Source organism: Candidatus Neomicrothrix sp., from assembly GCF_035329545.1.
GTDB lineage: Bacteria > Actinomycetota > Acidimicrobiia > Acidimicrobiales > Microtrichaceae > Microthrix > Microthrix subdominans.
This window is the reverse complement of record NZ_DAOLGP010000038.1, coordinates 13,769-37,979: the sequence shown is the minus strand read 5'-3', so window position 1 is coordinate 37,979 and position 24,211 is coordinate 13,769. Positions and strand designations below refer to the sequence as shown.

The following is a 24,211-nucleotide window of genomic DNA, read 5'->3' as shown; positions in this document are numbered from 1 at the left end:
ATGAACGCGGTTGCGGTGACCGAGCCGGACTTTGGCTCCGACGTCGCCGGCGTCAAGGTGACCGCCACCCAGACCGATGGCGGCTGGCTGCTCAACGGCGTGAAGACCTGGTGCACCTACGGCGCCCGCGCGGATGTGCTGATGGTGCTGGCCCGCACCGACACCGACCGCTCGGTGGGCCACAGGGGCCTGTCGATGTTCATCGTGCCCAAGGAGCGCGGCGACGGCCACGGCTTCGAGCTGACCCAGGAGAACGCGTCGGGCGGCGGCAAGATGGAGGGCCGCCCGATCGACACGATCGGCTACCGCGGCATGCACAGCTACGAGGTGGCGATCGAGAACTGGTTCGTCCCCGACGAGAACCTCATCGGCGGCGAGGACGGCAAAGGCCGCGGCTTCTACTACCAGATGGCCGGCTTCGAGAACGGCCGTCTGCAGACCGCAGCCCGCGCCGTCGGCGTCATGCAGTCCGCCTTGGAGCAGGCCCGCGAGTACGCCAACAACCGGGTGGTGTTCGGCGAGAACATCGCCGAGTTCCAGCTGACCCAGGCCAAGCTGGCCCGCATGGCGGTCATCATCCAGGGCGCCCGCCAGTACAGCTTTGAGGTCGCCAGGCTGATGGCCAAGGGCGAGGGCGTGATGGAGGCCTCGATGGTGAAGGCCTACGTGTGCAAGGCGGCCGAGTGGGTCACCCGCGAGGCCATGCAGATCCACGGCGGCATGGGTTACGCCGAGGAGTACACGGTGAGCCGCCTGTTCGTCGACGCCCGCGTGCTGTCGATCTTCGAGGGCGCCGACGAGGTGCTGTGCGTCAAGGTGATCGCCCGCCAACTGGTCGGCCGCCACAACGCCGACAAGTAGCCGTCCTTGGGTAAGCGTCGCTCAGCCGGCTCCTCCCACCCCAGATCGGGTCTGCAGATTGCGGGCGGACGCAGGTCGGACCCACCTCGCCGCATCATCAGATCGGGTCCGTCGCCTCCCGGATTCGCAGCCCGATAGTGGGCACATCGATCAGCTCGCCAGCAGCAATCGCCATGATGAAGCCGTACGCCTCGTCGTTGCTCCACGTCAGCCGGTGCCCGTTGATCCCGAGGATCACGATCAGCGAGCCCAAGGCCAGCCGCTTGTTTCCGTCGACCAAAGCGTGATTGGTGCACACCGAATGCACCAGCGCCGCCCCCTGCTCCTCCAGCGTCGGGTAGGCAGGCTCGCCGAATGCCGAAGCGGCGGGCCGGGCCGCTGCCGACTCCAGCAATCCAACGTCGCGGATCAGAAGCGGCTCGCCCAGTATCCGCTCAGCGATGCGGAGCAGATCATCCACTCGCAGAAACAGCGTCACGCCGGTGCCTACTCGCCCAGCCGCCTGAGGGCCTCGTCATAGCGGGGAAGCTCCTGATCGAGCACCCGGTCGAGCAGCTCGACACGGCTGCGGTCCTCGATGTAGCTACGCACGGCCTCGCGAGCCACCTCCTGCATTGACCGTTGCTCCAGGTCCGCTCGCGCTTTCAGCGCAGCCGATTCGCCATCGGTGAGTCGCAGCGTCATCGCCATGAAGCCAGTGTACCCGAGCGGTATCACGAGCGATACCGCTCGGTGCCCCTCGACCGAGGGTCGTGGCGCCGGCGCACTCAAGGCCGGTCGAGGCCGGCCGCACGCGCCTGGATCACGGCATCGGTCCGATCGAGCGCCGGCAGCTTCATCAGGATGTTCGAGACGTGGTTGGCCACGGTTCGGGGGCTGATCGTCAGCGACCTGGCGATCGTCTGGTTGGCCTCGCCTCTCGCAAGATGGCCCAGCACCTCAAGCTCGCGGTCGGTCAGCATCGGGAAGGGCCGCTCCGCCACCGGAGCCGGTCGTCGGTGTACAAGCCGTTCGACCATCCGGGAATCGAAGACGGCGCCTCCCGCTGCGACCGTCCGGATGGCGTGCGGCAACTGGTCGGTTGTCGAGGCCTTGAGGATGTAGCCCGACGCCTTGGCTTCGATCGCCGCCGCCAGGCTGGCATCGTCCTCGACCATCGACAGCACCAGCACCACCACCTCGGGATGCCGTTCCAGCACCAGCCGGGTGGCGGTGATCCCATCCATGCCAGCCATGTTGACGTCCATCACCACCACATCCGGACGGGTGGCATCGACGACGGCCAGCAACGCTTCGCCGTCGGCGGCGTCACCCACCAGTTCGAGATCGTCCAACGAGTCCAGCAACGTGGCGATGCCCGTCCGGATCAACGCGTGGTCGTCGGCGACCACCACCCGGATGGTGACGGGCTCGCCCATCAGCTGACCGGAACCGCGCACGAGACGGTCGCCCCGACGTCGCCGTCGACGATGCTGAACCGGCCGCCGAGGCGCTCGATGCGGTGCCGCATCGAGCCGACGCCCACACCGGGGGTGAAGCCGCTTCCCAAGCCGCCCCCGTCGTCGGTGATGGTGAGCAACAGGTCCCGGTCTCGTCGCAACTCGACGCAGCAGCTCTGGGCAGCGGTGTGTCGCAGCACGTTGGTCACCGCCTCGCAGGCGACGGCGAGGATGGCGGATTCGATCGCGGCGGACAACGCCCCGAGGTCACCGATCGTCACCCGCATATCGACCGGCCTGGCGCTGGTCAGGCTGGCGATGCGTTCCAACAGCGCTTCTCGTAGCCCGGATGCGGCCACCATCGAATCGCCCAACTGGTCGATGTAGGTGCGGATCTCGTCGACCCCGTCCCGCAGCTCGGCCCGGGCGTCGTCCGCCAGCACCCTGGCCGCGTCGGGTCGACCAGCATTCAGGTGATTGGAGATGGCGTCCAGCCTGAACACCACCGAGGTGAGCCGCGGCCCCAGCCCGTCGTGAAGATCCCGCTGGTACCGGGAGCGCTCCTCGTCTCGAGCGATCAGCAGGCGGTCCCGGGCCACCTGGAGGTGATCCGCCGCACGGCGCGCCGCCACGACTGCGGCGACGGCGTCGGCCAGCGAGTTCAGCAGCGGTCGGTCGGCCTCGGTCAGGCCGTCGGTACCCCGCCGCGCCGCAATCTGCAGTGTGCCGACCCGCTCCCCGAGGTGCCGGAGCTCGAGCCGGTCGGCGGCGGGCAGGTCGGTGTCACCGACCTGAGCGAGCACATCGCCGTCGTCGGCCCTCACTGCGGCGCCCGGCAGCCGAAGTTCGGCGCAGATCGATGCGAGCAGGCGGTCGAGGGCGTCATCGACGTCCGACGCCTCCGCCTGTCCGCGGCCGACCGATGCCAGCACCGAGTACGGGTCGTCCCGCCGCCCGTAGAAGAACCGGTTGACCCGGCGCCGGACCACCAGCGACAGCGGTCCGAAGGCAAAGACGGCCACCATCGCCCCCACCGTCGCCGGCAGCGGTCCGAACCCACCGACGGCCACGGCCGTCACCACCACCACCGCGCCGTACACCCCCAGTGCGACGGCCAGCAGAGCTGCGGCCAGCGCCGATCGCCGCAGCACCACCCCTGCCTCGTAGACGTCCCACTTCAGGATGGCCACCACCAGGAACATCTGGAACGCGAAGGTTGTGCCCACGGCGACGAACGGGCCGATCCACACCGGGAACACGACAACCAGTGGTGCCACCAGCGAGCTCCCGATCGACAGCAGGAACACCCAGCGGTACTGCCGCCGCTCGACGCCCGAGGCCCTCCACCAACGGGTGGCGATCAGGCCAAGAATCACCAGGTTCAGCACCAACGTCAGGGCCAGGCAGGCGCCGCCGACCGAGTCGACGATGCCTTTCAGCCCGGGGACGCCGGCCGGGTTCAGCGTGTGCACCGGGGCACCGTCGGGATTGTCCGGCGTGGTCACGATCAGCCCGGGCCGCAACGCCGCCGCCACCATCGAGACGCCCGTCGAGACCGCGACGATCCCGATCAGCACCCGATCCAGCCGGCCGCGGGGCACCCGACGGGGGAACAGCACGACCACGACGGTGATCACGGAGTCGTGCACCAGCCACAGCCACGACACCACCCACATCGACCAGGCCACCAGCGCTGCATGGTCCGGGTAGGCCACTCCGGCGATCCCGGCGGCCATCCCTGTGATCGCCGTCGATAGGCCTGCGATCAGGTACAGCCGGCCGATCCACATGCCGGGTCGGCGGCTCAGCAGCCACCACCCGGCCACGGCGAAACCGGGCGTGAACGTGACGAAGATCCATTCGCCCACGATCTGATCCGTCCCCTGTTGGACGGTCACGACCGCCAGCGGGATGGTGGCCAACGCGCACACAGCCGTGACCGCAAGGGTCAGGACCCACGGCCACGGCAACGACGCGAGCGGCCTGCGCAGCGGAGCTACTCCATCACGCAGCGGAGCTTCTCCGTCACGCAGCGAAGCTTGTACGGCCGGCTGGCCGTCAATGGTCATGTCGTCATCGTCGCACCGGGCGAGCCCGATGTCATGGGAAAGGGTCACGACGCGGTCGTGCAGATCTCACGGGTGATCGGCACCGGTCGCCCATGACGGCGTGATCGCCACCGAGGTCCACTCGGATCATGAACAATCAACTCAAGCAACGCAGCCATCAACAACCAACCAAGATCCGTCGCGCCTCTCGGTGCGGCGCCGCCCTCGCCGGTGTGCTCCTGCTCACCGGCGTCGCAGCGTGCGGCGACCAGGACAGCCCCCCGCAGGCGGAGGCCGAAGCGACCGTGGCCAGGCCGAAGAGCGAGATCAGGCTGAGCGACACGGCAATCGACATGCCCGCTCAGATGCCGGGCGGCCTGGTCGACGTGCAACTCGACGCCTCGCCGAGCACCAAGCGCAGCCACCACCTGGCCTTCTTCCGCCGAAACGACGGGGTCAGCGTGAAGCAACTCGAGCAGGCCAGCGACGCCGAGTTCGACTCGCTGGTCACCTACGAGGGCGGCAACGCCCAGGTGAACGCCGGCGCATCGCAGGCGGTCACCTTCGACCTCGACCCCGGCAACTACACCGTGATCGACTTCGACGAGCAGCAGAACATGCTCATCGCAGAGACCACGGTGGGTGCCCCGACTGAGGGAGCCGCCGAGCCGACCGCCAAGGGAACGATCAAGCTCGGACCGGGCATGAAGATCACGCTGCCCAAGGGGTTCGACGGCAGCGGCGTGTGGAAGGTGGTCAACGACGACCCGTCCATGCCCCACGAGGCGGGGGTGGGCAGGCTCGCTCCGAACAAAACGAGCGCCGACGCGGTCGCCTGGGCCAAGGACTTCAACGGCCCTCCGCCGCTGGAGACCGTGGGCGGGTTCGGGGCGATCAGCCCCGGCCATCAGGGGTGGGTCGACCTCGGCCCGAAGCTGGACCCGGGCAACTACCTCGTGTACTGCGCCCTGCCCGGCAGCGACGGCGTGCTCCATCTGGCCATGGGCATGGCCACCGAGTTCCCCGTCAACTGAAAGGACACGTCATGGTTCAACTTGCAGCACTGTTGCTCGGCTTTCCGGCCGGCTACCTCATCCGCAACAAGCACCTCGCTCTCGTGGCGATGGGGGTCCTCCTGACGGCGTTGCTCGTCGTCCAGACGATCGCCGTCGGACACGACGACCGCATCGACGCCATCTACTGGGTGATCCAGGCGGTCACCTATGCGGTGGCGGGGGGCCTGGTCGTGTGGGGACACCCCGTCTCGACCAACCGCCGTGGGGCGACGCAGCAACCGGTCGTCACCCATCGGTAACTCGGAGCGTCGCTCAGGGCCGGATCGGGGCGGGGCGAACGGCGGATGGTGAACCGGACGTTGCGGACGTCGGCGCCGCCAGAGGCTCAGACGCGCTGGCCCAGTTCGGCCTTGGCGACGATCGTTGCGATCCGTCGCCGGCGCGTCGAGTCCTGAGCGGCGCTGACCACCGACCACAGCATCATCTTGCGGGCGCTGGGGGGAAATCCGTCCCACGCGAGCCGGGCGCACGGATTGGCATCGAGCGCCACACGCAACTGGTCCGGCTCGATCAGATCCTCCACCTGGTCGTAGATCGTCCACCAGCCGTTGTCCCGAGCCACCCGAACCGCCCGGCGACCGGCCTCGGTCATCAGCCCGGCCGCTTCCATCCCCGCGACCCGCCGACGGTTCAGCCGGGTCCAGGAACTCTTCGCCCGGCGCGGGGTCAGCAGCTTGAGCCCGCGGTCATCGTCAAGCGTGTTGACCGTCGAGTCGATCCATCCGAAACAGATGGCCTCCTCGTTGATTTCGGGGGACGGGCACCGGGGTCCCGCTGTCGGCGTCCGCCACGAACACAGCCAGACACCCTTCTCCACCGCGTGGTTCTCCTCCAGCCAGGCACGCACCTGATCCCGGGTCTGGGCGTGGTAGATCGGATAGCCAAACTTCCACGTGGCCGGATGGCTCGACGACGACTGCGGCACGTTTGCCATCACCACAGGCTACGGCCCAGCCGTCACCACCGGGCCGTGTCCGGGGTAGTCACCGGCCGCGCAGGAGCTGGTTGACCCGGGCGGCCTGCCTGGTCAGATGCTGACGCTCCGGCACGCTGGTCCCCTGGCGCGCCGCTTCGGCATACAACTCAGCAGCGGTCGGGAGGGCTCCGTTGCATTCGTGCAGATAGGCCGCCACCGCGCTGCGTCGGGGCACGCCCTCGGCGACCTCCGCCAGCGCCGTCAGGCCCGAAGGCGCTCCGTCGGCCTCGCACACCACCACCGCCCGGTTGAGCCGCACGACGGGTGTGTCGGTGAGCCCGAGCAGCTCGTCGTACCACTCGACGATCTGGATCCAGTCGGTCTCCTCGACGCTTGGCGCGTCGGCGTGCAGCGCCGCGATTGCAGCCTGGGCCTGGTAGGGCCCAAGCCGGTTCTCGGCGAGCGCCCGCTGCAACAGCGTCACACCTTCGGTGATCACCCCGACGTCCCACAGGCTGCGGTCCTGTTCGGCCAGCGGCACCAGGCTGCCGTCGGCGCGGGTTCGGGCCGGTCGCCGGGCATGGTGCAACAGCATCAGGGACGCCAGCCCGGCCACCTCGGGGTCGTCGACGACGCGGGTCAACCGCAACGCCAGCGAAATGGCCTCGGCCGCCAGGTCGACGTCGCCGAAGTAGCCCTCGTTGAACATCAGGTACAACACGTGCATCACGGCGACGAGATCGCCGGGCTGGTCGAGGCTGACGCCGGACACCTTGGTCTTGGCCCGGCTGATGCGTTGAGCCATCGTCGCCTCCGGCACCAGGTACGCCTCGGCGATCTGGCGGGTGGTCAGCCCCCCGACCGCACGAAGCGTCAGCGCAACCGCCGACGCCGGCGACAGCACCGGGTGAGCGCACAGAAAGTAGAGGGCCAGCGTGTCGTCGGCACCCGACGCGTCGCCCGGCTGCGGTTCGGTGGCCACGCGACGTTCCCGGTCGCTGCGGGCCGATTGCGACCGCACCAGGTCGAGGTACGACCGCCACGCAACGGTGGTCAGCCAGGCCGTGAGGTCGTCGGGCTCGGTCCGCTCCCACGCTCCGAGCGCTTTGATCAGCGCCTCCTGCACGGCGTCCTCGGCCGTCGCGAAGTCGGCTCCGCGACGGACGAGGACGGCCAGCACCTTGGGTACTGACGAGCGCAGCAGCGATGTGTCGACACCCACCGGCGTGGTCAGACGTCCGCTGACGAGGGGGCCGACATGAACTTTCGCAGCTCGAGCCATTCGTGAATTGGCTCGCCGCCCGCACCAGGCGCAGCGGAGAGCTCGCCGGCGATCTCGATGGCACGCTCCTCACTCTCGACGTCGATCACCAACCATCCGGCGATCAGGTCCTTGGACTCGGCGAACGGCCCGTCGGTGACGGGCGGCTTACCCGCGCCATCGGAGCGAACCCACATCCCGTCCGGCGACAGGCCCTGGCCGTCGACGAACTCGCCCGTCGTCTCCAACCGCGAGTTGAGGTCGTGCATGAACTGAACGTGGGCATCCACCTCGTCGGGTGACCATCGATCCATCGCAACGTCGTTGATCGGGGCCGGCGCTCCCCGGTAATGCTTGAGCAGCAGGTACTTGGCCATGTCGTTCTCCTTGGTGTGGAGCGACCGGGGTGGTCGCACTCATCTTGATGACGGAGCCGCCGTCGGGTACTCGACATCGTGCGTCAACAAAATGCACCGATGCCCGTTCCACCTAACGACTTCGGCTGGAGGGGTGACAGTGTTGCCCAATGGCCGACCTTCCACCCCGCCCGCCAGCCCGGTGAGCGACGTTGACGTCGTCGTCGTCGGTGCAGGCATCAGTGGCCTGGCCGTCGCCGACGGGCTGATCAGGGCAGGCCGCTCCGTCCGGGTTTTCGAGGCCGGACCGTCGCTCGGTGGCCGGATCCGGTCGGTTGAGGTACCCGGCGGGCACGCCGACCTGGGCCCCACCTGGTTTTGGCCCGGCGAGCAACGGGTCGCCCGCCTGGTCGACGAGTTCGGGCTGCCGGTTCACGATCAGTGGACCACCGGCGACGCGCTCGTCGCCGCCGACGGGGAAGTTCGACGCATCGATCGTCCGGTGATGCCGCCGTCCTACCGGTTCACCAACGGCGCCATCTCGCTCGTCGACGGACTGGCGGGCCGACTGCCCTCCGGCACGGTGACGGTCGACTGCCCGGTCACGCGGGTGGAGCGAGCCACCGCTCACCTCACCGTCCACACCTCCGGGGGAGTATGGACCGCCGGCGCCGTCATCATCGCCGTCCCGCCGTCGCTCGCCATGGACAGCGGGATGATCGACCCGGACCATCTCGAGCCGTCGGTCGCCGAAGCGGCGTCGTCGATCCCGGTGTGGATGGGCGGCGTTACGAAGGCTGTGGCCATCTATCCCGAGCCGTTCTGGCGACAACTCGGGCTGTCCGGAACGGCCTTCGGCCCAGGCCAGCCGTTCGGTGAGGTTCACGACATGAGCGGCCCGAACGGCACACCCGCCGTGCTTTTCGGGTTCGCCCAGGCGCCGCTCGCGGATCCAGCCGAAGCGTTCGTCGGACAGCTGACCGCCCTGTTCGGGCCGAAGGCCGCAGAACCGGCTCAGGTGCTGGCCGTCGACTGGGGCCGGCAACCGTTCACTGCGCCGACCCGCCTCGGACACACCAACCGCTACGACCTGTACGGATCGCCGCACCTCACCACGCCGAGCTGGGCGGGTCGGCTCCACTGGACGTCGACCGAGACCGCCACCACCGCGCCGGGCCACATCGAGGGAGCCCTCGCCGCAGCCGAGCGAACCCTCGGGGCCCTTCTCGCTGGCTGACGAGCGGACCCTCGGGCCTAATTGGCCGCTTTCATTCGGAACCAGCCGAAGGCGGACGCCGCCAAGATCACGGCCACTCCGATGAGGGCGAGCCAGAGCACACCTTTGATGACGGCGCCCAAGACGCCGAATAGAAGCAGGACGATCACGATGAGCAGGAAGGCAGTCACGAAGACCCACTACCCGTTCGGTCGAGGAAGAAACCCTGCGACGCCCTGGGTTTCGATACGGGGCCGTCACCTTCAACTTGTGCGCCGATTGGATCTGGGGCCAACCGAAGACGATCGTGGGGCTCGGGAAGCCGGTCAAAGTCCGGCGCTGTGCCTGCGCACCCAACCAAAGGAGACCCTGCGAGGTCACCACATCGATTTGGCATCGGCCTGGTGACGCTGGTGTTTGCGGCCATCGGCGTTGGGTGCGGATGTGCATCCACGCCTCCACCACCCCCGCCCGGGCCGCACACCTGCCCGCCTGCAGCGGCGGGCCAGCTTCGCCACGCTGACCAAGCGGTAGCGCCTACCCCTCAGACGACGTCGCGCCGCTCGACGGCGACGAGACCGATCGCCGCCGGGACGAGCGCCCAGGTGGCGAGTGCCGCCAGAGCCGCCGGTGTGCTGACGTCGGTTCCGGCGCCGGCGAGCACGTTTGCGAGGATGTTGGGCATCCAGGATGCGGTGTCGTTCGCCATCTGCACGATCAGCGGTGGGGCGATGATGAGCGCGATGGTGGTGCCGGTGACGGCCCCGCCAACGGAGCGCACGATCGAACCAAACCCGGCGCCGAATACCGCACCGGCCGCTCCGGCGAACGCGGCGGCGCCGAGGAGTCGCAGCACGTTGCCGGCCGACAGGAGGAAGCCGTAGTCGGTGGTGGGCAACGCCAACGCAACGGCGGCAATCGTCAGTGCCGTGCCGACGACGCTCAGCACGGCTCCGCCGACTGCGACCGCACCGAGCTGCGCCCCGACCGCCCGGTGCCGTCGGGGCGAGGCGAGAAACATCGGAATGACGGTGTGATGCCCGTATTCGCGGGCGACGGCGATCGCACCGAACAGTGCGGCGAGGATGAAGCCGTTGGCGGCGAACGCAACCAGCGATTGCTGGTCGGCAGCGGTCGAGATGAAGGTTTTGGAACCGTCCATGTCGGTACCGGCAACGACGATGACCGCGTTGATGACCGCAAAGGCGAGCAGCACCCCAAGGAACGCCAACGGCATCTTGGTACTGGTGAGCTTGCGAAACTCCGATCGAACCAGTCGTCTCATGGTCATGGCGTGAGGCCCTCCTCGGCGGTGGTCAGGTCGGAGGTCCAACCCAGAAACAGCTCTTCGAGCGATTCCCCGTGTGGCGACAGCTCGTTCAGGGCGATGCCGTTGGTGAAGGCCCGGTCGCCGATCTCGTCGATCGGCATGCCGCGAACGACCAGCGTGTTGGTTGCGTGGGCCGACGTGGTGGCGCCCTCGCCCTCGAGCACTGCGGCGAGTCGATCCGACTCGCGGGCCCGGACGAGCGACGCCGGCTGCTGTAGATCTGCGAGGGCACCCTGGGCGACCAATCGGCCCTCGTTGATGACGATGACATCGTCGACCAGGTGCTCGACCTCCCCGAGCAGGTGGCTCGACACCAGCACCGTCCCGCCACCTGCGGCGTGGGCACGGAGCAGGTCGCGCAGCGTTCGGGTGCCCTGGGGATCGAGCCCGTTGCCCGGCTCGTCGAGGATGAGCACCTTCGGCTCACCGAGGAGCGCAGCAGCAAGGCCGAGGCGCTGACCCATGCCAAGCGAGTAGGCGCCCGCTCGTCGGTTCGCTGCGTGGGCGAGCCCGACCTGTTCGAGCATCTCGTCCACCCGCGAGTGAGGGGTACCGGTGGCATCGGCCAGAATCATCAGATGGTTGCGGCCGCTTCGGCCCGGGTGAAAGGCGTTGGACTCGAGCAGCGCCCCAACGGTGCGGGCGGGGTTCGCCAGATCGCGGTAGCGGCGACCGCCGATCGTGCACGTCCCTTGGTCGGCGGCGGCAAGATCGAGCATGACCTTCATGGCCGTGGACTTGCCGGAGCCGTTCGGCCCAAGAAATCCGGTCACCCGGCCGGGCGACGCCACGAAGGTGAGGTCATCGACCACCGTGTGGTCGCCGTAGCGCTTTGTGAGGTGATCAACGCGAAGGACAACGTCACCTTCGGCCGAAGCGTCCTCCGGGTTCCGTCCCGTCGGTGCAGCGGATGCGTGCGATTCCGGTCTCATAGGTCGTTACCTCGCTGAAACGTGTGCGTTCTTTCGTCGTGCGTTCGGTGCATGCGTCGTCCGCGCGTCACCCTAGGGGCCCACCTGTCGAAGTTCGGCAGCGTCGTTCGTCGCCGTTGGCGTAGGATCGCAAGACGTGGGGACGACAGCAACCGTCTTGGCAGCTGCAGCGCTGGTAGCGCTTGTTGCGGCCGTCGCCTGCCTGGTCCAACTTCATCGCGTGGCGCCCGACGTGGCACCGTTGCATGACCCGGTCAGCGACTACGGCGCCGGCCCGCACGCTGCGTGGTACCGCGCTCAGGTCGTTTTGGTCGGGCTCGCGTCCGTCGCCATCTGGGTTGGGTTGCGGTCGGCGGATCTCGACGGCGACGGCAGCACCTGGCTGCTCGTCTTCGCGATCAGCCGCGTGCTGATCGCCGGGTTCCCGACCGACCTGCCCGGGGCCGAGCGGACCAGCACCGGCATCATCCACAACCTGCTCGCGGCCACGGCGTTCGCGTCCATCGCGATCGCAGCCAGCAGACTCGGAGGCGGACTCGCGGACAGTCCGTCGTGGGTCTTTGCCGGCTCGTGGTTCGGGTGGCTGGGGGCCTTGGTGGCGATCACCGCCGTCGCGCTGGCGGTCGCCTGGCTTGCCCCCTGCATCTTGCGCACCTACTTCGGCCTGGTCGAGCGGTGTTGGTATGCGGCGATGTTCGCCTGGCTGGTGGCCACGGCGGTTGGTCTGCTCGTCGGCTGAGCGGACCTGAGACCGCTCGTTGACGCACGCCCATCGGTGATGACCGCCAAACCGCGTGGGCAGCGCCCCGCCACGATTGGGCTTCTCATACCCCCATGGGTATGGTCAGGACCCGACCTCTGAGACGCCCGCGACGGAGTGATCATGGCCGAAACCCCCACCACCGCCTGCCCCAATTGCGGGACGCCCGCCACAGACCAAACCCACTTCTGCGCCTCGTGTGGCACCGAACTGCCGATGCAGGTTGAGCCCCAGGTGGACGGCGCAGCGCCACGAGCGTGGTGGGTCATCGGCGGGGTCGCAGTGGCTCTCATCATTGCGGGGATCGCAGCGGTTCTCCTGCTCCGCAATGACGGGTCTATCTCCACCGAGGACGTGGTCGCCGAGCCCGGTGCCACCGAGACAACCCTTTCGACGACCACCGGGGTGCCGCCCGGCGACGCCCAGCCCGGCGCAGGCGACACCGAAGCGACGCAGGCGCCGACCTCCGAAGATGCAGCGGCGAGCACCGCCCCCAGGCAGTCGCCGACGACCAAGGGTTCGCAGGCGACCACAGCCGCGCCGAGCCCGACCACAGCGCCAACGACCGCACCCGAGGCGGCTCCGACCGACCGAAGCGAAGTGGCCGCTGGACTCGTCGGTGAGGCCATCGAGAACTGCGGAGGGCTTGGCTTTGTCGACACCATCAAGGGTTCCCCGACCGGCAACGACAGCATCTACAAGGTTGAGGCCCGCTTCGTGTGGGACGATTCCGACCCGTTCACCGCCTCCTACACCGTCGACGTCGACTCGGGCAGCATCACCGCCGCCGATTCGGAGGCGGCGTACCTGGCCTGCCTGTGACGGGCAGTTCCACTTCGGTCGCTCAAGTGCGATGATCGAATCCATGCTCGACCATCTCTCCATTCAGTGCTCCGTCAGCGGTCTGTGGCCGCGCCGAACCAGGCGGTAAGCGCCGCGTGCAGATCGTCCTGGCCGACGTCGCCGGTCCAGGCGACGTAACCGTCGGGGCGGATCAGCACTGCGGCGGGAGCCGGCACCTCGCCGATCACCGGCAGCTCCCACGCCCCGCTGTGCGTGGCGACGACCACGGTGACCCGATCGGCCCACACCCCGGGGTCGACGTCGCCCGAGCCGGCGAGATCCAATAGGACCGGCCGGGCCTTCTGGAGCAGATCGAACACCCGGATCCGTCCGTCGGCGGTGTCGAGTTCCAGGTCGGGCATCCGCCGTCCCACCAGCGGGTGGCTTCCGCCCAGGTCGTAGTGGACGTCGAGGCCGGACAACATGGCGGCCACGTGGCGACGTGGTTCGTCCATCTCGAGCAGTTCGCCCATCGCGTCACGTAGCGCCTGGTGCCGATCATCGGCCTTGGCGAGCGCCACCTGGACCATCGTGTTGCGCAGCACCCGGGTGCCGACCGGGTGGCGCTCGGCCGTGTAGGTGTCGAGCAGGCTGTCCGGTGAGATGCCGTCGACCACCTGGGCGAGCTTCCAACCCAGGTTGACCGCATCCTGAACGCCGATGTTGAGGCCCTGGCCGCCCTGCGGCGGGTGGACGTGGGCGGCATCGCCGGCCAGCAGCACCCTCCGGTCGCGGTAGGTCGTCGCCTGGCGGGTCATGTCGGTGAACCTGGAGATCCAGTCGGCGCTGCGCAGGCCAAAGTCGCTGCCGTACACAACCTTGAGTGCGGCGCGCAGGTCGTCAAGGTCGGGGCGGCCCTCGCCGAGCTCCCGTTCGGTGAGCACCACGCGCATCAGCCCGTCGTTGCCGCTCGGGCCGATGCCGTGGGTGCCGAGGCTGTCGTGGCGCATCCCCACCTCGGGTTCGCCGTCCATCACCACCTCGGCGATGATCCAGCTGGTGCCTGCGTCCAACCCGACAAAGTCGATGCCGGCGGCCGTCCGCACCGTGCTGCGGCCACCGTCGCACCCCACCAGAAACTGACTACTCAGCACCCGACCATCGGACAGTTCGGTCAGGACGCCGTCATCGTCCTGGACGAAACCGGCCACGTCGGTCTGCCGGTAGAACGGCACCGCGAGCTCGTCGACCCAGCCGGCCAGGATCGGCTCGAACTCCTTCTGCCACAACGCCAGCACGTAGGGGTGACGGGTCGGGAAATCGGTGATGTCCAGCCAGATCCCGGAGTAGCCGAGGGCCGGGTGCGTCTGCCCGGCCTCGACGAACCGATCGACGATGCCGCGCTGGTCGAGCACCTCGAGCGTGCGGGCATGCAGCCCACCCGCCCGGGAGCCGTCCAGGCTCTGGTCCGCTCGCCGTTCGACGATGGCGACATCGACGCCCGCAAGGGCCAGTTCTCCCGCCAGCATCAATCCGGTCGGCCCACCTCCTGCAATAACCACCGCATGCTCTCGCGCCGACGCGTCGTGTTGGTTCATCAATCGCTCCCCTGTTCTACCGGCCGAGCTGACTGCCATCGCCCGGTGGCGCTGCTGGTCGGCGCGCCCGGATCGGGCTCGCGGTGAGGTTGACGAAACCAGAAATCTGCACTTGCTACAAGCCCCCCGATACGCCCTACATTGAGAATGGCGAGACCGGCCGACAGCGGGGCGCACCCATGGCATGCGCCGCGTGCAACGGGACCGGTCAGAGACCCAGCGCAGCCCGCAGACGTTCGGGGCTCATGCCGACGTCACCCGCTTCCAGCTCCGGGAACGTCGCCAGCAGCCGTATCAGCTCTTCGCGGGCGATCGGGTCGGCGGCCGCATCGCGAGGCGTCCGGCCACCCAGTGCCGGAATGGGGCTGTCGAGCCACTCCGCTTCGTAGTTCGCCATGTGTGCTTCCATCGCGGCCCGAATCTCAGGGTTGGCCAGCAACTCGGACTGATCGGGCAGAGCGGGTGCGTCGCTTGAGTCGATCTCGTCGAGATCGACCACCTCCGTGCTCAGATGGACGGCGTCCGGCAGGTGCTCGGCGACCAGCTCGACGAGTTCTCCGGCCCGTTCGGCTGAGTTGACGTTGCCCTCGATCGTGTCGCCGTCCAGCCGGAGCGATGCGACCACCGCACCCGATTGGTTGGCGGTGCCGCGCACGAGCGTCCAGGCCCCTCCTGCATCGGTGAAGCCCGCCCGGGTGAGCGCAACGGTCACGTCGGAGTCGTCGGGCAACGACCAGGTGATCGTGGTTGGCTCCATGTCCTGGCCGTCGGTGTTTCGCATGACGGGCGCTCGATGCATCGAGCCGAGTAACGCAACCAACGCATCAGGATCCTTCTCGTCCAGCACCGACAGGGCGTCCTGGACTAAGTCCGGCCGCAGTCCCATGAAGCCTGAAAAGGCGCGGTAGATATCGCCTACCGGCAGCGGACGGCCAATCAGGAGCGTCCCGGGCGTCGACGCCGGGCCATCCTCCACGTTGACGACTTCGATCGATTCGCCGGTGGCGAGGTCACGAACCACGATGACGTCCGGACCAGTCGACTCGACCTCAAACACGCTGCGGTCGACCAGTTGCCACTGCTGGGCCAGAAGCATCTCATCGTCTGGCAGGGTTGATCGCCGACCGTCGAGGAAACGCTGACCGAGGTGCTCCTCGTGAAGCACCATGTCGGGGATCATCGGCGCCTTAACCATCTCCACCCAGCGATGGGGCTCGTCCATGGCACCGGTCATCGCCCAGGCGAGCGAGTCGATCGATTCCTCTTCCTGCTCCCGAACGAAACGGACCATCTTGTGGTAGAGCCAAAGTGAGCGGTCTCCGATCGGGTGCAGCTCGCGCCCCAGGTGACACACCTTGTACTTGCGGCCCGATCCGCACGGGCAGCGTTCGTTTCGACGCGCCATCGGCCTCGGCTGGTTGTCGGCCCACACCTCCACCTCCTCGTTGAGCTCACCGATCAACTGCCGATACCCGAAGGACAACAGGGCCATCCTGGGGAGGTCGTCGGCCAGCCGCTCGGCCGCCGTCAGAAGCCGCCTGGCTTCCTTGGCCTGGCTGCGCTCGATGGCGAGCCGGGCCCGGTCGATCAACACCGGCAGGTGATCGATGTCGGAGGGCAGCCCATCGAGCAACACGGCCGCGTCATCAACGTCGCCGCTGACAAGCTGGCAGTGGGCGACCAGCCAACCTGCGGACCAGCTGGTCGGGTCGTCCTCGAAGACCGCAGCGATCGACTCGGCCCATCCTCTGGCGGCGTCGCACATCTCGGCACCGGAGCATTCGGAGGCGACGATGTTGGCGACCGGCTTCCGCTCGAGCAGCGCCTCGAACAACGCAGGGGACATCTCCTGATCCTCGGAGGTTGTCCCAAACGCGATCGGGCTCCCCCCACCGTGAAGCCTGATCGCCCCCAGCAGTATCTGCGCAGCCAGCGCGTCCTCGGCGTCGACACCCCACCGGAGCATGGCCAGACGCTCGGCCTCTGCGGCGGCGAAGGTCTCGGGATCAAGGTCGGCGGGCACGACCCAGGGCCGCTCGAAGCGCAGACCAGCTGCGGCGAGCAGGTCGGCCGACGGCGCCAGCGGGTCGCCCACAAACAGCGAACCGTCAGCGCGGAACGCCTCCTGGAGCAACGTCGACACCTCGCTCCGCGGGACGTCGACCAGTTCGTCGCGGTCATGGGGTTGGTACTGCTGAACCTCTGCAACAGCGTCGAACGCCGCCCGCACGGCAGCGGCACGAGCGGGTTCAACCGGGGGCGGATCGGCGAGCCGCTCGATGACGAGCGCTCCCTGTCGGACGCGAAACGCCACCCACGAGTCGGCGAACTGGTTCAGCCATCCTTCGGGGCCCACCAGGACGTCGGTGTCGACATCGTCGATGAGCCAGCCGTCGCTCTCGACGGCGCCGATCCGCTCACCGGTCTCATCGAACAGGTCGACCGGGCATTCCACGAGCCACCACCCGATCACGTCCAGCGTCGGGTACATCAGGAGGTAGTCCTCTGCGGCGGTCTCGGGGTCGATCCACACGCTGAACGCCACCCCCTCCGTCAGGCCGGGGAGATACCCCACTGTGTCGCCCATCTCGAAGAAGCGGGTGTCGCCCTGGATCCCGCGCTCGAGGGTCTCCGCTCCAATTCGATACCCCGCCTCGACCAGCCGATCCTTGAGCTCGGTGCGGGGGACCACCCCACCACCGATCACCTCGGCGAGGGCGGCACCAACATCTTCGTCACTCATCACCATCGGGCCAGCATGGCACCATCGCGAGCATGCCCACGGCACGTCGGCGCCCACCCTTGAGGCCTTTCGTACAACCGGGCAACAAGCGGCCCCTACCGCTACTCGATCTCGAGCATGCAGAGCTCGGGCGAGGCGTCCAGCCAGGCTTGGCCCCCGACCGGAATGGTCAGGATGGGGTCGGTGTGGCCGAAGTCGAGGTTGGCGACGATCGGTAGTCCATCGAGACGTCGGTTGGAATCGATGATGTGTTGGAGCTTCGACCGGGTCATGTCGACGGAGGCTTGAAACCGGCCGATGAGCACTCCCCTGACGCCCTCAAATCCGGGTTGGTGGCTCAACGAGGTGAGCTGGCGATCGAAGTTCTCGGGGAACGACAAATAGTCGTCCTCGAGGAACAGCACTGAGCCGTCCAAACCCGGCATGTGTTCGGTGCCCTGCAGGAGACTGAGCGTGCTGAGGTTCCCGCCGATCAGCTGGCCTGAAGCTTCCCCAGATGTCAGAACCCATGGACCGTCTGTCGAGCGCTCGGTCCTGTCGTCCTGATCGAGATACCAGGCGTCGTCGGTCCAGCGTGCGGAGTGGTCGACCTGACGGCGGGCCGGGTTGAACAGCGCGTCGACGAACCGCTGCTGCGTGCCCTCGAAGTGCCGCTCCATGCCGAACGTCGAGTAGTGCGGGCCGGAGTAGGTGACCAGCCCGGTGTGGGCATACATGGCGCAGGACAGCGCCGTGATGTCCGAGTAGCCGCAGAACACCTTGGGGTTCGCAGCGATCAGATCCCAGTCGATGAACGGGAGCATCTGGTTGCAGTTGTAGCCCCCGATGGCGGTCAGGATTCCATCAACCGTGGGGTCCGCAAACGCAGCGTGCAGGTCGCTGACCCTGTGGTCGATGGTCGTCGAGCCGAACTCGTCGCTCTCCTCGACGTGAGCCCCAAACGACAGGGTGAGCCCCATCTCGGCAAACCGTCGGTTGGCGATGGTGCGAGTCCCCTCCGAAATGATGGCCAGCGATCTCGACGGGGCGATCACGCGGACGTGGCTGCCATGAGCCAGCGGTTTGGGTTTCACGGACGCTCGATGCACGGCGTCATCCTCACACGCGGCATCGGCAGGCGGCACGCAATTTGGGAATCACTGAAAGGCGCCCGCCTTCGGCCAGACTCGTGCCGTGACTCAGTTCATCAAAGCGCGACGCCACGAGCGTCGCTTCAGCACGGAACGCGCAGGTGCGTCTGGGCGGGCGTTCGCATCCGAGCGGCTACGGGCATTCGTCCGGCGCGTGGCGGCACATCTTGCAATCACAACGGCGGTAGCGATCTTGCTCGGCGCGCTTGTCTTCCTTCTACCCAGCCAGTTCGACGCGGTGAAAGGGTTCGCGTTCGGGGCATGGACCGCCTTCGTCATCACGTCCGCCTACAACTGGTGCATGATCGCAAGTGGCGCTTCTCAATCGATGATGGGCGAACAAGGCGAGGTCTGGACCGATGGGGAACTCCGGTCACTCCGAAAGCGGGGGTGGCGGGTGGTGAATCACCTCACGCTGAAGCACGGCGACATCGACCACGTCGCCATCGGGCCAGGCGGGCTCATGGTCATCGAGTCCAAGTGGAACAGCTCACCGCTGGCACTCGACGGGACTGATCGCTGGGTCGGAAATTGGGCCGACCAGGCGAGGCGCAACACCGACGACGTGAAGCGGTTTATCGGCTGGGGCGCACGGGCAGACGCACCGATCAGCCCCCTCCTCGTCGTCTGGGGCCCTCACGTCCGGCCGACCACTGACGAATTTCATCGCGCCGACAACGGCGTCACCATCGTTGCCGGCAAGCGGCTACGTCAGGCCCTCGACGACCTCGCCGACGAGCGCACGGATCGAGACGAAATTGAGCGCGCCTACGCCAAACTCGCCGAGCACGCCGAGCGCCGAGATCGTGCGGACATCGAGCGCGATGGGCCCAGACCCCGCTCGGCTAACGAGATCATGACCCAAGCGGCGCTGCTGGCGTTGACGGGCTTGGCTTCAATGATGGCGTCCGCATTCGCCCTCCGTCTTCCTCTATGGGCGTGGGTTCCCGCCGCCATCGCCATCGTGGCTCCTGGCATCGTGGCGACCCGTCGTCCAAGCGTGAGGCGCTTGGGGGTCGCGTGGCTCGCCGGCTTCGGAGCGACAGTTGTTCTTCTGATTGCCGTCATCATCACCAACCTCGGATAGCGACTGGCCAGGGGCGCCACTTGGCGCCATCATTTGAGCTGCATCTAGGAACCCGGCAGGATTCAGAGACTCTGGAGGCAGCTTGAAAGCGAACGACACCTCTTCTTCTGCACGTGAGGATCAGGTGCAGAGGTGGCGAGTTATGTCACCTGCCGAAAAATCGGCATGCGTCGATGCGCTCAACCGTGACGTCCATCTGATGGCGGAGGCCGGAATACGTCGGCGTTACCCGACAGCGTCCGATCGGGAGGTCTTCCTTCGATTGGCAGCTTTGCGAAACGGCCGAGATCTCAGCATCGCAGCGTACGGCTGGGACCCCGACACCGAAGGCTGGTAGCGCTGGGCCCGTTTGAGCACGCTGTTGCGATCGGCGCGGCATTGGATGCGCTCGAAATCCCCTGGGTGCTCGGGGGTTCAACGGCTGGCTCGCTTGTGGACGAACCCAGGTCGACCAACGACATCGACGTTGCCGTCCGGCTGCCTTTGCGAGTGCACGGAAGTGTTCCAGGGCGGTACCGTGGGCTCATGTCGATTGACTCGGTCCTTCGTGAGGCGTTGACCCTGCCAAGCCGGGAGCGCTCCGAAGTTGTAGCCAAACTGCTCGCCAGCCTCGACGACGAGGCAAGCCATGACGATCTTGACGGCGTGCGTGCCGCGTGGTCAGAAGAACTCGAGCATCGGGCTCGCTTGGCCCTTTCAGGCGAGGATCCGGGAGAACCCTGGTCGGTCGTTCGAGACCGGGCTCAAGCCAAACTTGCACGGTGACGAGCTCCGATCTCTCGGTTTCCCTACCACGTTGCCTACATCGTTGCGGATGACCCAGCTCGAATCCTGGCCATCGCTCACGACCGTCGTCGGCCCAACTACTGGGCGTCTCGGGCGACCTGGTAGCAAGGTCACGTCGCCGGATCGGCCGTCGACCTGCCGCCTGACGACTGCAAGAAGTCCGATGAGTAGGTCTGGCGAGCAGGTCTACGCGAGCTACGCAGTTGCCCTCGCTGAGCCGACGAGCACGATTTGGGGACTGGATCAGCCGCGGCCAACTACCGTCCGATCGAGCTCGGCATTACCCATCACCTGAGCATGGAGCCGTGCGTCCTCGGTCAGTAGTCGATGTTCGACCGAGTCGATGCAGCACGAACTCAAGCGTCTGTCTTCGCAACTCGACGCTCGCTGCGCCAACTGCGTCGGCCCGAGCGACGTGTTCACAGACCACGGCCGACGTGTCGAGCATCAACGCCACAGAGCGTCTCGGTCGGACCGCGCGACAACGTCGGCGGCTTTGGCCTCGAACAGTTCCTCGTACAAAAACGCAGGTGCTCCGGCAGAGAGTCGTACTCATCAGCTTGGCTTGCGTGGGAGCGGTCGCCCGCCGGGCGTTCTCGGGCTAGACCTACAGGTCTCATCCACCGACGAAGGACAGCCGTTGAGCGACAGCAACTTGAACGACGAGGGACCGAACCCGTTTGTCACGAACATCGAGGCCGACACGCTGGCCAACGACAACTACCGCACCACCCGCTGGACCGGGTCCAACATCCAGCTGACGCTGATGAGCATCGAGCCGGGCCGGGACATCGGCCTTGAGGTCCACGAACATGGCGACCAGTTTCTGCGGGTCGAAGCCGGGCGGGCACGGGTGCAGATGGGCCCGACCGAAGATGACCTGAACTTCGACCGCGAGGTCGGCGACGACTGGGCGATCTTCGTGCCGGCTGGGGCTTGGCACAACATCACCAACATCGGAGACGAGCCGCTCAAGGTCTACGCGATCTACGGACCACCCGAGCACCCCCACGGCACCGACCATGCAACGAAGGCCGAGGCCGACGCGGACGAGCACCACCACCACTGAGTCCGACCGACATGTCGGCTGTGCGCCTGGGCGCCCGTCTGCCGACCGCGGGTACCGGGCTGCTCGGCTGAAGCGATGAGGCTGAGATGACCGGGAACCGGCGCGGCTTCGGCGTCGAGCGGGGGTGGCGTCGGTGAACGACCCGGAGCGGGAGGGACGCGACGTGCAGATCCTGCTCGACCGGGTGGCCGAACAACCCGAGGCGGAGCTCGACGCAGCGGGTGACCCTAGGGCCGGCATGATCGGAGCGTCCTACGGCGGCGGCATCCAGCTGACGGTAGCCAGTATCGACTGCCTGGTGGACGCCCTGGTGCCCAACATGGCCTGGCACTCCCTCAAAACCAGCCTGTATCCGACAAGATGGTCAACGCGGGCTGGGCCGGCAAGCTGGTGAGCTGTCTCACCAGCGAGGGCAACACCGACCGGGTGACCGAAGCGACGACCGCATGGCTGGACCGCTACCTGAAGGACGACACCTCGGTCGATCTGGGCAGCCCAGTGGAGATCGTCGACCAGAACGACCAGCACTGGGTGGGCGACGACTATCCAACCGCCGACCAGCCCGGCTCTGGGACGGTCAGCGGTAGCTCCGACGGCTCGACGCTGAGGCTGACCGCCGACAGCCAATCCGGGCCGCTCCCGGACGGCGCGGGAAAGGGCCTGCTCGGCGGGCTCGTCACCCCGCTCACCCCGTATCCCGTGGCGGCCGACCAGGCGGTTGAAGCCAAGGTGACCGCCGAAGGCGACGTGCTGGTCGTCGGTGCCCCCAAGCTGGCGATGACCTATTCGGGCACTACCCCGGGCGAGGCCTCCACCCACGTGTTTGCGCAGCTGGTCGACCCCGAAACCAACACGGTGGTCGGCAACCAGATCACCCCGGTACCGGTGACCCTCGACGGCGAGGAGCACACCGCCGAGGTGGACCTGGAGGTCATCGCCCAGCACATGAAGGCCGACTCCTCGCTCACGTTGCAGGTGGTGGCCTCGACGGGCGCCTTTGCCAAGCCCGAGCTCGGCGGCGAGATCGACGTGTCCTCACTGGACGTGTCGCTTCCCACCACCACGGAACTCACCGAGGCGTAGCGGTCCAGCCGGTTACGGACCGCGAATCGAAGCAGCCAACGTCCTCGGCGCCGCCGTGCCGCTCGTCTACGCGTTGGCTCCCGTTGGACCGACGAGCACGACTTGGGGGCTCGACCAGCCCCGACGTACCGCCATCCGGTCGAGCTCGGCGTTACTCATCACTTGGGCGCGGAGTCTTGCGTCCTCGGTGAGCAGTCGATGTCCACCGATGATCGAAGCCGCAACGATCCACTTGTCGTTGTGTGACAACTTTCTGCTGCTGCAGGCCGAGAGACGCCCGAAGCACTCTGCATCAACTTCGGACGGCCCCGGAGGTCGACCGAGCCGTTGCAGTACGAACTCGAGCGTCTGCCTTCGCTGCTCGGTGCTCGCTGCGCCGGCTGCCTCGGCCCGAGCGACCCCTTCTTGGAGCTCGGCAAGCGTGGCGATGTGGATCAGCGGAGTCGCTCCGGTCGAGCGGACAGCGTCGCTGACCCCGGGAGTCTTCCGTTCAAGCCAGCCGAGCACGGCCGACGTGTCGAGCATCAACGCCACAGAGCGTCTCGGTCGGACTGCGCAGCAACGTCGTCGTCCTTGGCCTCGAACAGTTCGTCGTACATCCCGGTGTCGATGCCGGGCAGTTCGTCGGCGTCTGCGAGAAGGCGCTCGATCTCGTCGACCGGCTCAGGCACCCGAAGCTCTGCCACCCTGGCGCCGCGCCGCGTGATGAAGACCTGATGCCCGGAGTCGAGGGCGTCAAGAAGAGAGTTCGTGTCATTTCGAAGCTCACGTATCCCAAACTCTTTAACAGCCACCAGCAAAATGTAGCACCTAGAAGACGTAGGTGCTACGGGCAGTCAAGCCCCTACGTGCCGGAGTCGACACTTCGGAGGACTCTCAGTCGACACTTTGCAGCTCACCCAGTCGTCAGTTTGATGAACACCACTGGGCCACTAACGATCTCTAACAAATCTAACGACATCTAACGAGATCCACCGACTTGCCATACGGTGGCTCATGCTCCGGAACCCATTCACCCCAACTTTTGGTGTCTCGTCGAGCAGGGCAGCGCCGTCACCTTTGCGCAGGCCGTTGCGGGCGGCGAGTGGGCCGAGCAGCTCTTTCAGTCGGTTGGTGTCGAGACGGCGGGTTTGCGCAGCGTCACGCACTACGTCTGCGACCAGACTCAGATCTGTCCGGGCCTCGACCAGATCGGTCACGGTCCGTTCGATGGTGGTCACCGGTAGACCGTGGGTGATCGTCACATCACCGGGCTCGAGCTGCCGCTGCCGGTAGCTGACCTCCGGACGCTGGCTCTGACGGCGGACGGCGGACGGCGGACGGCGGTGCTGAGCTCATGGCGATCGGCAGGCAGGTCCCCCACCCCGTGCAGCGAGGCCGCCGACTCACCCATCACAACGGCGCCACCTGGGAGATCTCGGAGGCGTTGTTCGGCGATGCGAGATGGATCAGCGGCCAGCCATGCGGCTCGGAGACCCTCGAACTCGTCCGAGGGAGCGCCGGCATCTCGGTAGATCCCGTGCGCCAGTCGCTCGATGTGCCCCGCCCTGGACAGACGGGAGAGATCGAGCCGTTCGACCCCGATGGAGGCTGCCTGGGCCGTCGTCATCATCCCCCACTGGGATGCCGCAAGTTCGGCCAGCAGACGGAGTGCCTCGGCAGATCTCATGCTTTAATCGTCTCGGCCTAACGATACTTTTCAAGCTACGTCCCCATGATCGCCAGCGCCGATTTCGA

General features: G+C 67.2%; 28 protein-coding genes. 11 read left to right on the top strand and 17 right to left on the bottom strand.

Annotated elements, in window-relative coordinates:
- On the top strand, positions 1-861 hold an 861-nt coding region (locus tag PKD89_RS16635), incomplete at its 5' end, for an acyl-CoA dehydrogenase family protein (protein WP_289012232.1).
- 97 nt (positions 862-958) lie between these two features.
- Here the strand turns inward: PKD89_RS16635 and PKD89_RS16630 are convergent.
- The 4 genes from PKD89_RS16630 to PKD89_RS16615 all read right to left on the bottom strand — a co-directional run bounded on the left by PKD89_RS16630 (position 959) and on the right by PKD89_RS16615 (position 4,369).
- Positions 959-1,339 carry a type II toxin-antitoxin system death-on-curing family toxin gene (locus tag PKD89_RS16630; RefSeq protein WP_289012234.1) on the bottom strand — a complete coding sequence of 127 codons (381 nt, stop codon included), beginning with the start codon at positions 1,337-1,339 and terminating at the stop codon, positions 959-961.
- A gap of 8 nt (positions 1,340-1,347) precedes the next feature.
- Positions 1,348-1,545: a ribbon-helix-helix protein, CopG family gene (locus PKD89_RS16625; RefSeq protein ID WP_425591259.1), complete on the bottom strand. Its 198-nt coding sequence runs from the start codon at positions 1,543-1,545 to the stop codon at positions 1,348-1,350.
- Between the two features lie 83 nt (positions 1,546-1,628).
- Positions 1,629-2,279, bottom strand: coding sequence for a response regulator transcription factor (locus tag PKD89_RS16620; protein ID WP_289012238.1), 651 nt, complete (start codon positions 2,277-2,279; stop codon positions 1,629-1,631).
- A complete protein-coding gene (locus PKD89_RS16615) occupies positions 2,279-4,369 on the bottom strand; it encodes a sensor histidine kinase (RefSeq protein ID WP_289012240.1) in 2,091 nt (696 codons plus the stop codon). The genes PKD89_RS16620 and PKD89_RS16615 overlap by 1 nt, the downstream gene beginning before the upstream one ends.
- A gap of 128 nt (positions 4,370-4,497) precedes the next feature.
- On the opposite strand from PKD89_RS16615, the gene PKD89_RS16610 reads away from it, so the two are divergent.
- Together PKD89_RS16610 and PKD89_RS16605 are read left to right on the top strand one after the other, a co-directional pair.
- Positions 4,498-5,382, top strand: coding sequence for a hypothetical protein (locus tag PKD89_RS16610; RefSeq protein WP_289012241.1), 885 nt, complete (start codon positions 4,498-4,500; stop codon positions 5,380-5,382).
- Between the two features lie 11 nt (positions 5,383-5,393).
- Positions 5,394-5,663 (top strand): hypothetical protein, encoded by a 270-nt coding sequence (locus tag PKD89_RS16605; protein ID WP_324332572.1) that lies wholly within the window; start codon positions 5,394-5,396, stop codon positions 5,661-5,663.
- 86 nt (positions 5,664-5,749) lie between these two features.
- On the opposite strand, the gene PKD89_RS16600 is transcribed toward PKD89_RS16605, so the two are convergent.
- Genes PKD89_RS16600 through PKD89_RS16590 form a run of 3 tightly spaced genes read right to left on the bottom strand, consistent with a single transcriptional unit; the run spans position 5,750 to position 7,978 of the window.
- Positions 5,750-6,358 carry a YdeI/OmpD-associated family protein gene (locus PKD89_RS16600; protein WP_289012244.1) on the bottom strand — a complete coding sequence of 203 codons (609 nt, stop codon included), beginning with the start codon at positions 6,356-6,358 and terminating at the stop codon, positions 5,750-5,752.
- A gap of 49 nt (positions 6,359-6,407) precedes the next feature.
- The gene (locus tag PKD89_RS16595; RefSeq protein ID WP_289012245.1) at positions 6,408-7,562 is read right to left on the bottom strand and encodes an RNA polymerase sigma factor; all 1,155 of its coding nucleotides are present in this window, start codon (positions 7,560-7,562) and stop codon (positions 6,408-6,410) included.
- A gap of 8 nt (positions 7,563-7,570) precedes the next feature.
- Positions 7,571-7,978: a YciI family protein gene (locus PKD89_RS16590; RefSeq protein ID WP_289012246.1), complete on the bottom strand. Its 408-nt coding sequence runs from the start codon at positions 7,976-7,978 to the stop codon at positions 7,571-7,573.
- Positions 7,979-8,111: 133 nt separating this feature from the next.
- On the opposite strand from PKD89_RS16590, the gene PKD89_RS16585 reads away from it, so the two are divergent.
- Complete coding sequence (locus tag PKD89_RS16585) at positions 8,112-9,194, top strand: NAD(P)/FAD-dependent oxidoreductase (RefSeq protein ID WP_324332569.1); 1,083 nt, start codon at positions 8,112-8,114, stop codon at positions 9,192-9,194.
- Positions 9,195-9,211: 17 nt separating this feature from the next.
- Here PKD89_RS16585 and PKD89_RS16580 read toward each other — a convergent pair whose 3' ends face one another.
- The 3 genes from PKD89_RS16580 to PKD89_RS16570 form a co-directional block, all read right to left on the bottom strand.
- The gene (locus PKD89_RS16580) at positions 9,212-9,364 is read right to left on the bottom strand and encodes a hypothetical protein (RefSeq protein WP_287394172.1); all 153 of its coding nucleotides are present in this window, start codon (positions 9,362-9,364) and stop codon (positions 9,212-9,214) included.
- Between the two features lie 353 nt (positions 9,365-9,717).
- Positions 9,718-10,464, bottom strand: coding sequence for a hypothetical protein (locus PKD89_RS16575; RefSeq protein WP_289012248.1), 747 nt, complete (start codon positions 10,462-10,464; stop codon positions 9,718-9,720).
- Positions 10,461-11,435 (bottom strand): ABC transporter ATP-binding protein, encoded by a 975-nt coding sequence (locus PKD89_RS16570; protein WP_289012249.1) that lies wholly within the window; start codon positions 11,433-11,435, stop codon positions 10,461-10,463. The genes PKD89_RS16575 and PKD89_RS16570 overlap by 4 nt, the downstream gene beginning before the upstream one ends.
- Positions 11,436-11,571: 136 nt before the next feature.
- On the opposite strand from PKD89_RS16570, the gene PKD89_RS16565 reads away from it, so the two are divergent.
- On the top strand, positions 11,572-12,174 hold the full coding sequence (locus PKD89_RS16565; protein WP_289012250.1) for a DUF998 domain-containing protein: 603 nt from the start codon (positions 11,572-11,574) through the stop codon (positions 12,172-12,174).
- Between the two features lie 144 nt (positions 12,175-12,318).
- Positions 12,319-13,017: a zinc ribbon domain-containing protein gene (locus tag PKD89_RS16560; protein WP_287394165.1), complete on the top strand. Its 699-nt coding sequence runs from the start codon at positions 12,319-12,321 to the stop codon at positions 13,015-13,017.
- A gap of 74 nt (positions 13,018-13,091) precedes the next feature.
- Here PKD89_RS16560 and PKD89_RS16555 read toward each other — a convergent pair whose 3' ends face one another.
- From PKD89_RS16555 to PKD89_RS16545, 3 genes are all read right to left on the bottom strand, one after another.
- The gene (locus PKD89_RS16555) at positions 13,092-14,576 is read right to left on the bottom strand and encodes an FAD-dependent monooxygenase (RefSeq protein ID WP_289012251.1); all 1,485 of its coding nucleotides are present in this window, start codon (positions 14,574-14,576) and stop codon (positions 13,092-13,094) included.
- Between the two features lie 208 nt (positions 14,577-14,784).
- Positions 14,785-17,319, bottom strand: a complete 2,535-nt coding sequence (locus PKD89_RS16550; protein ID WP_289012252.1) for an SEC-C domain-containing protein — start codon at positions 17,317-17,319, stop codon at positions 14,785-14,787.
- Between the two features lie 101 nt (positions 17,320-17,420).
- The gene (locus PKD89_RS16545; RefSeq protein ID WP_289012253.1) at positions 17,421-18,392 is read right to left on the bottom strand and encodes a S66 family peptidase; all 972 of its coding nucleotides are present in this window, start codon (positions 18,390-18,392) and stop codon (positions 17,421-17,423) included.
- Positions 18,393-18,492: 100 nt separating this feature from the next.
- Here PKD89_RS16545 and PKD89_RS16540 point away from each other — a divergent pair, with 100 nt between their 5' ends.
- The 5 genes from PKD89_RS16540 to PKD89_RS16525 all read left to right on the top strand — a co-directional run bounded on the left by PKD89_RS16540 (position 18,493) and on the right by PKD89_RS16525 (position 22,474).
- The gene (locus PKD89_RS16540; RefSeq protein ID WP_289012254.1) at positions 18,493-19,536 is read left to right on the top strand and encodes a nuclease-related domain-containing protein; all 1,044 of its coding nucleotides are present in this window, start codon (positions 18,493-18,495) and stop codon (positions 19,534-19,536) included.
- Positions 19,537-20,061: 525 nt separating this feature from the next.
- Positions 20,062-20,301 (top strand): addiction module protein, encoded by a 240-nt coding sequence (locus PKD89_RS19990; RefSeq protein ID WP_289012255.1) that lies wholly within the window; start codon positions 20,062-20,064, stop codon positions 20,299-20,301.
- A gap of 661 nt (positions 20,302-20,962) precedes the next feature.
- Complete coding sequence (locus PKD89_RS16535; RefSeq protein ID WP_289012256.1) at positions 20,963-21,391, top strand: cupin domain-containing protein; 429 nt, start codon at positions 20,963-20,965, stop codon at positions 21,389-21,391.
- Positions 21,392-21,524: 133 nt separating this feature from the next.
- The gene (locus tag PKD89_RS16530; protein ID WP_289012257.1) at positions 21,525-21,785 is read left to right on the top strand and encodes a CocE/NonD family hydrolase; all 261 of its coding nucleotides are present in this window, start codon (positions 21,525-21,527) and stop codon (positions 21,783-21,785) included.
- Positions 21,782-22,474, top strand: a complete 693-nt coding sequence (locus tag PKD89_RS16525; protein ID WP_324332562.1) for a hypothetical protein — start codon at positions 21,782-21,784, stop codon at positions 22,472-22,474. The genes PKD89_RS16530 and PKD89_RS16525 overlap by 4 nt, the downstream gene beginning before the upstream one ends.
- A gap of 66 nt (positions 22,475-22,540) precedes the next feature.
- On the opposite strand, the gene PKD89_RS16520 is transcribed toward PKD89_RS16525, so the two are convergent.
- From PKD89_RS16520 to PKD89_RS16505, 4 genes are all read right to left on the bottom strand, one after another.
- Positions 22,541-23,008, bottom strand: coding sequence for a PIN domain-containing protein (locus tag PKD89_RS16520; RefSeq protein WP_289012259.1), 468 nt, complete (start codon positions 23,006-23,008; stop codon positions 22,541-22,543).
- A complete protein-coding gene (locus PKD89_RS16515; RefSeq protein ID WP_289012260.1) occupies positions 22,999-23,268 on the bottom strand; it encodes a type II toxin-antitoxin system Phd/YefM family antitoxin in 270 nt (89 codons plus the stop codon). The genes PKD89_RS16520 and PKD89_RS16515 overlap by 10 nt, the downstream gene beginning before the upstream one ends.
- Positions 23,269-23,406: 138 nt before the next feature.
- The gene (locus tag PKD89_RS16510) at positions 23,407-23,694 is read right to left on the bottom strand and encodes a hypothetical protein (protein WP_289012261.1); all 288 of its coding nucleotides are present in this window, start codon (positions 23,692-23,694) and stop codon (positions 23,407-23,409) included.
- A 20-nt stretch (positions 23,695-23,714) separates the two neighbouring features.
- Positions 23,715-24,143, bottom strand: a complete 429-nt coding sequence (locus PKD89_RS16505) for a type IV toxin-antitoxin system AbiEi family antitoxin domain-containing protein (RefSeq protein WP_289012262.1) — start codon at positions 24,141-24,143, stop codon at positions 23,715-23,717.
- Positions 24,144-24,211 lie beyond the last annotated feature (68 nt).

Coding starts and splice junctions, on each gene's coding strand:
- PKD89_RS16575 (WP_289012248.1), bottom strand. CDS start 10,464: ATGACCATGAGACGACTGGTTCGATCGGAGTTTCGCAAGCTCACCAGT.
- PKD89_RS16560 (WP_287394165.1), top strand. CDS start 12,319: ATGGCCGAAACCCCCACCACCGCCTGCCCCAATTGCGGGACGCCCGCC.
- PKD89_RS16605 (WP_324332572.1), top strand. CDS start 5,394: ATGGTTCAACTTGCAGCACTGTTGCTCGGCTTTCCGGCCGGCTACCTC.
- PKD89_RS19990 (WP_289012255.1), top strand. CDS start 20,062: ATGTCGATTGACTCGGTCCTTCGTGAGGCGTTGACCCTGCCAAGCCGG.
- PKD89_RS16590 (WP_289012246.1), bottom strand. CDS start 7,978: ATGGCCAAGTACCTGCTGCTCAAGCATTACCGGGGAGCGCCGGCCCCG.
- PKD89_RS16550 (WP_289012252.1), bottom strand. CDS start 17,319: ATGAGTGACGAAGATGTTGGTGCCGCCCTCGCCGAGGTGATCGGTGGT.
- PKD89_RS16625 (WP_425591259.1), bottom strand. CDS start 1,545: ATGACGCTGCGACTCACCGATGGCGAATCGGCTGCGCTGAAAGCGCGA.
- PKD89_RS16600 (WP_289012244.1), bottom strand. CDS start 6,358: ATGGCAAACGTGCCGCAGTCGTCGTCGAGCCATCCGGCCACGTGGAAG.
- PKD89_RS16570 (WP_289012249.1), bottom strand. CDS start 11,435: ATGAGACCGGAATCGCACGCATCCGCTGCACCGACGGGACGGAACCCG.
- PKD89_RS16620 (WP_289012238.1), bottom strand. CDS start 2,279: ATGGGCGAGCCCGTCACCATCCGGGTGGTGGTCGCCGACGACCACGCG.
- PKD89_RS16505 (WP_289012262.1), bottom strand. CDS start 24,143: ATGAGATCTGCCGAGGCACTCCGTCTGCTGGCCGAACTTGCGGCATCC.
- PKD89_RS16555 (WP_289012251.1), bottom strand. CDS start 14,576: ATGAACCAACACGACGCGTCGGCGCGAGAGCATGCGGTGGTTATTGCA.
- PKD89_RS16615 (WP_289012240.1), bottom strand. CDS start 4,369: ATGACCATTGACGGCCAGCCGGCCGTACAAGCTTCGCTGCGTGACGGA.
- PKD89_RS16610 (WP_289012241.1), top strand. CDS start 4,498: ATGAACAATCAACTCAAGCAACGCAGCCATCAACAACCAACCAAGATC.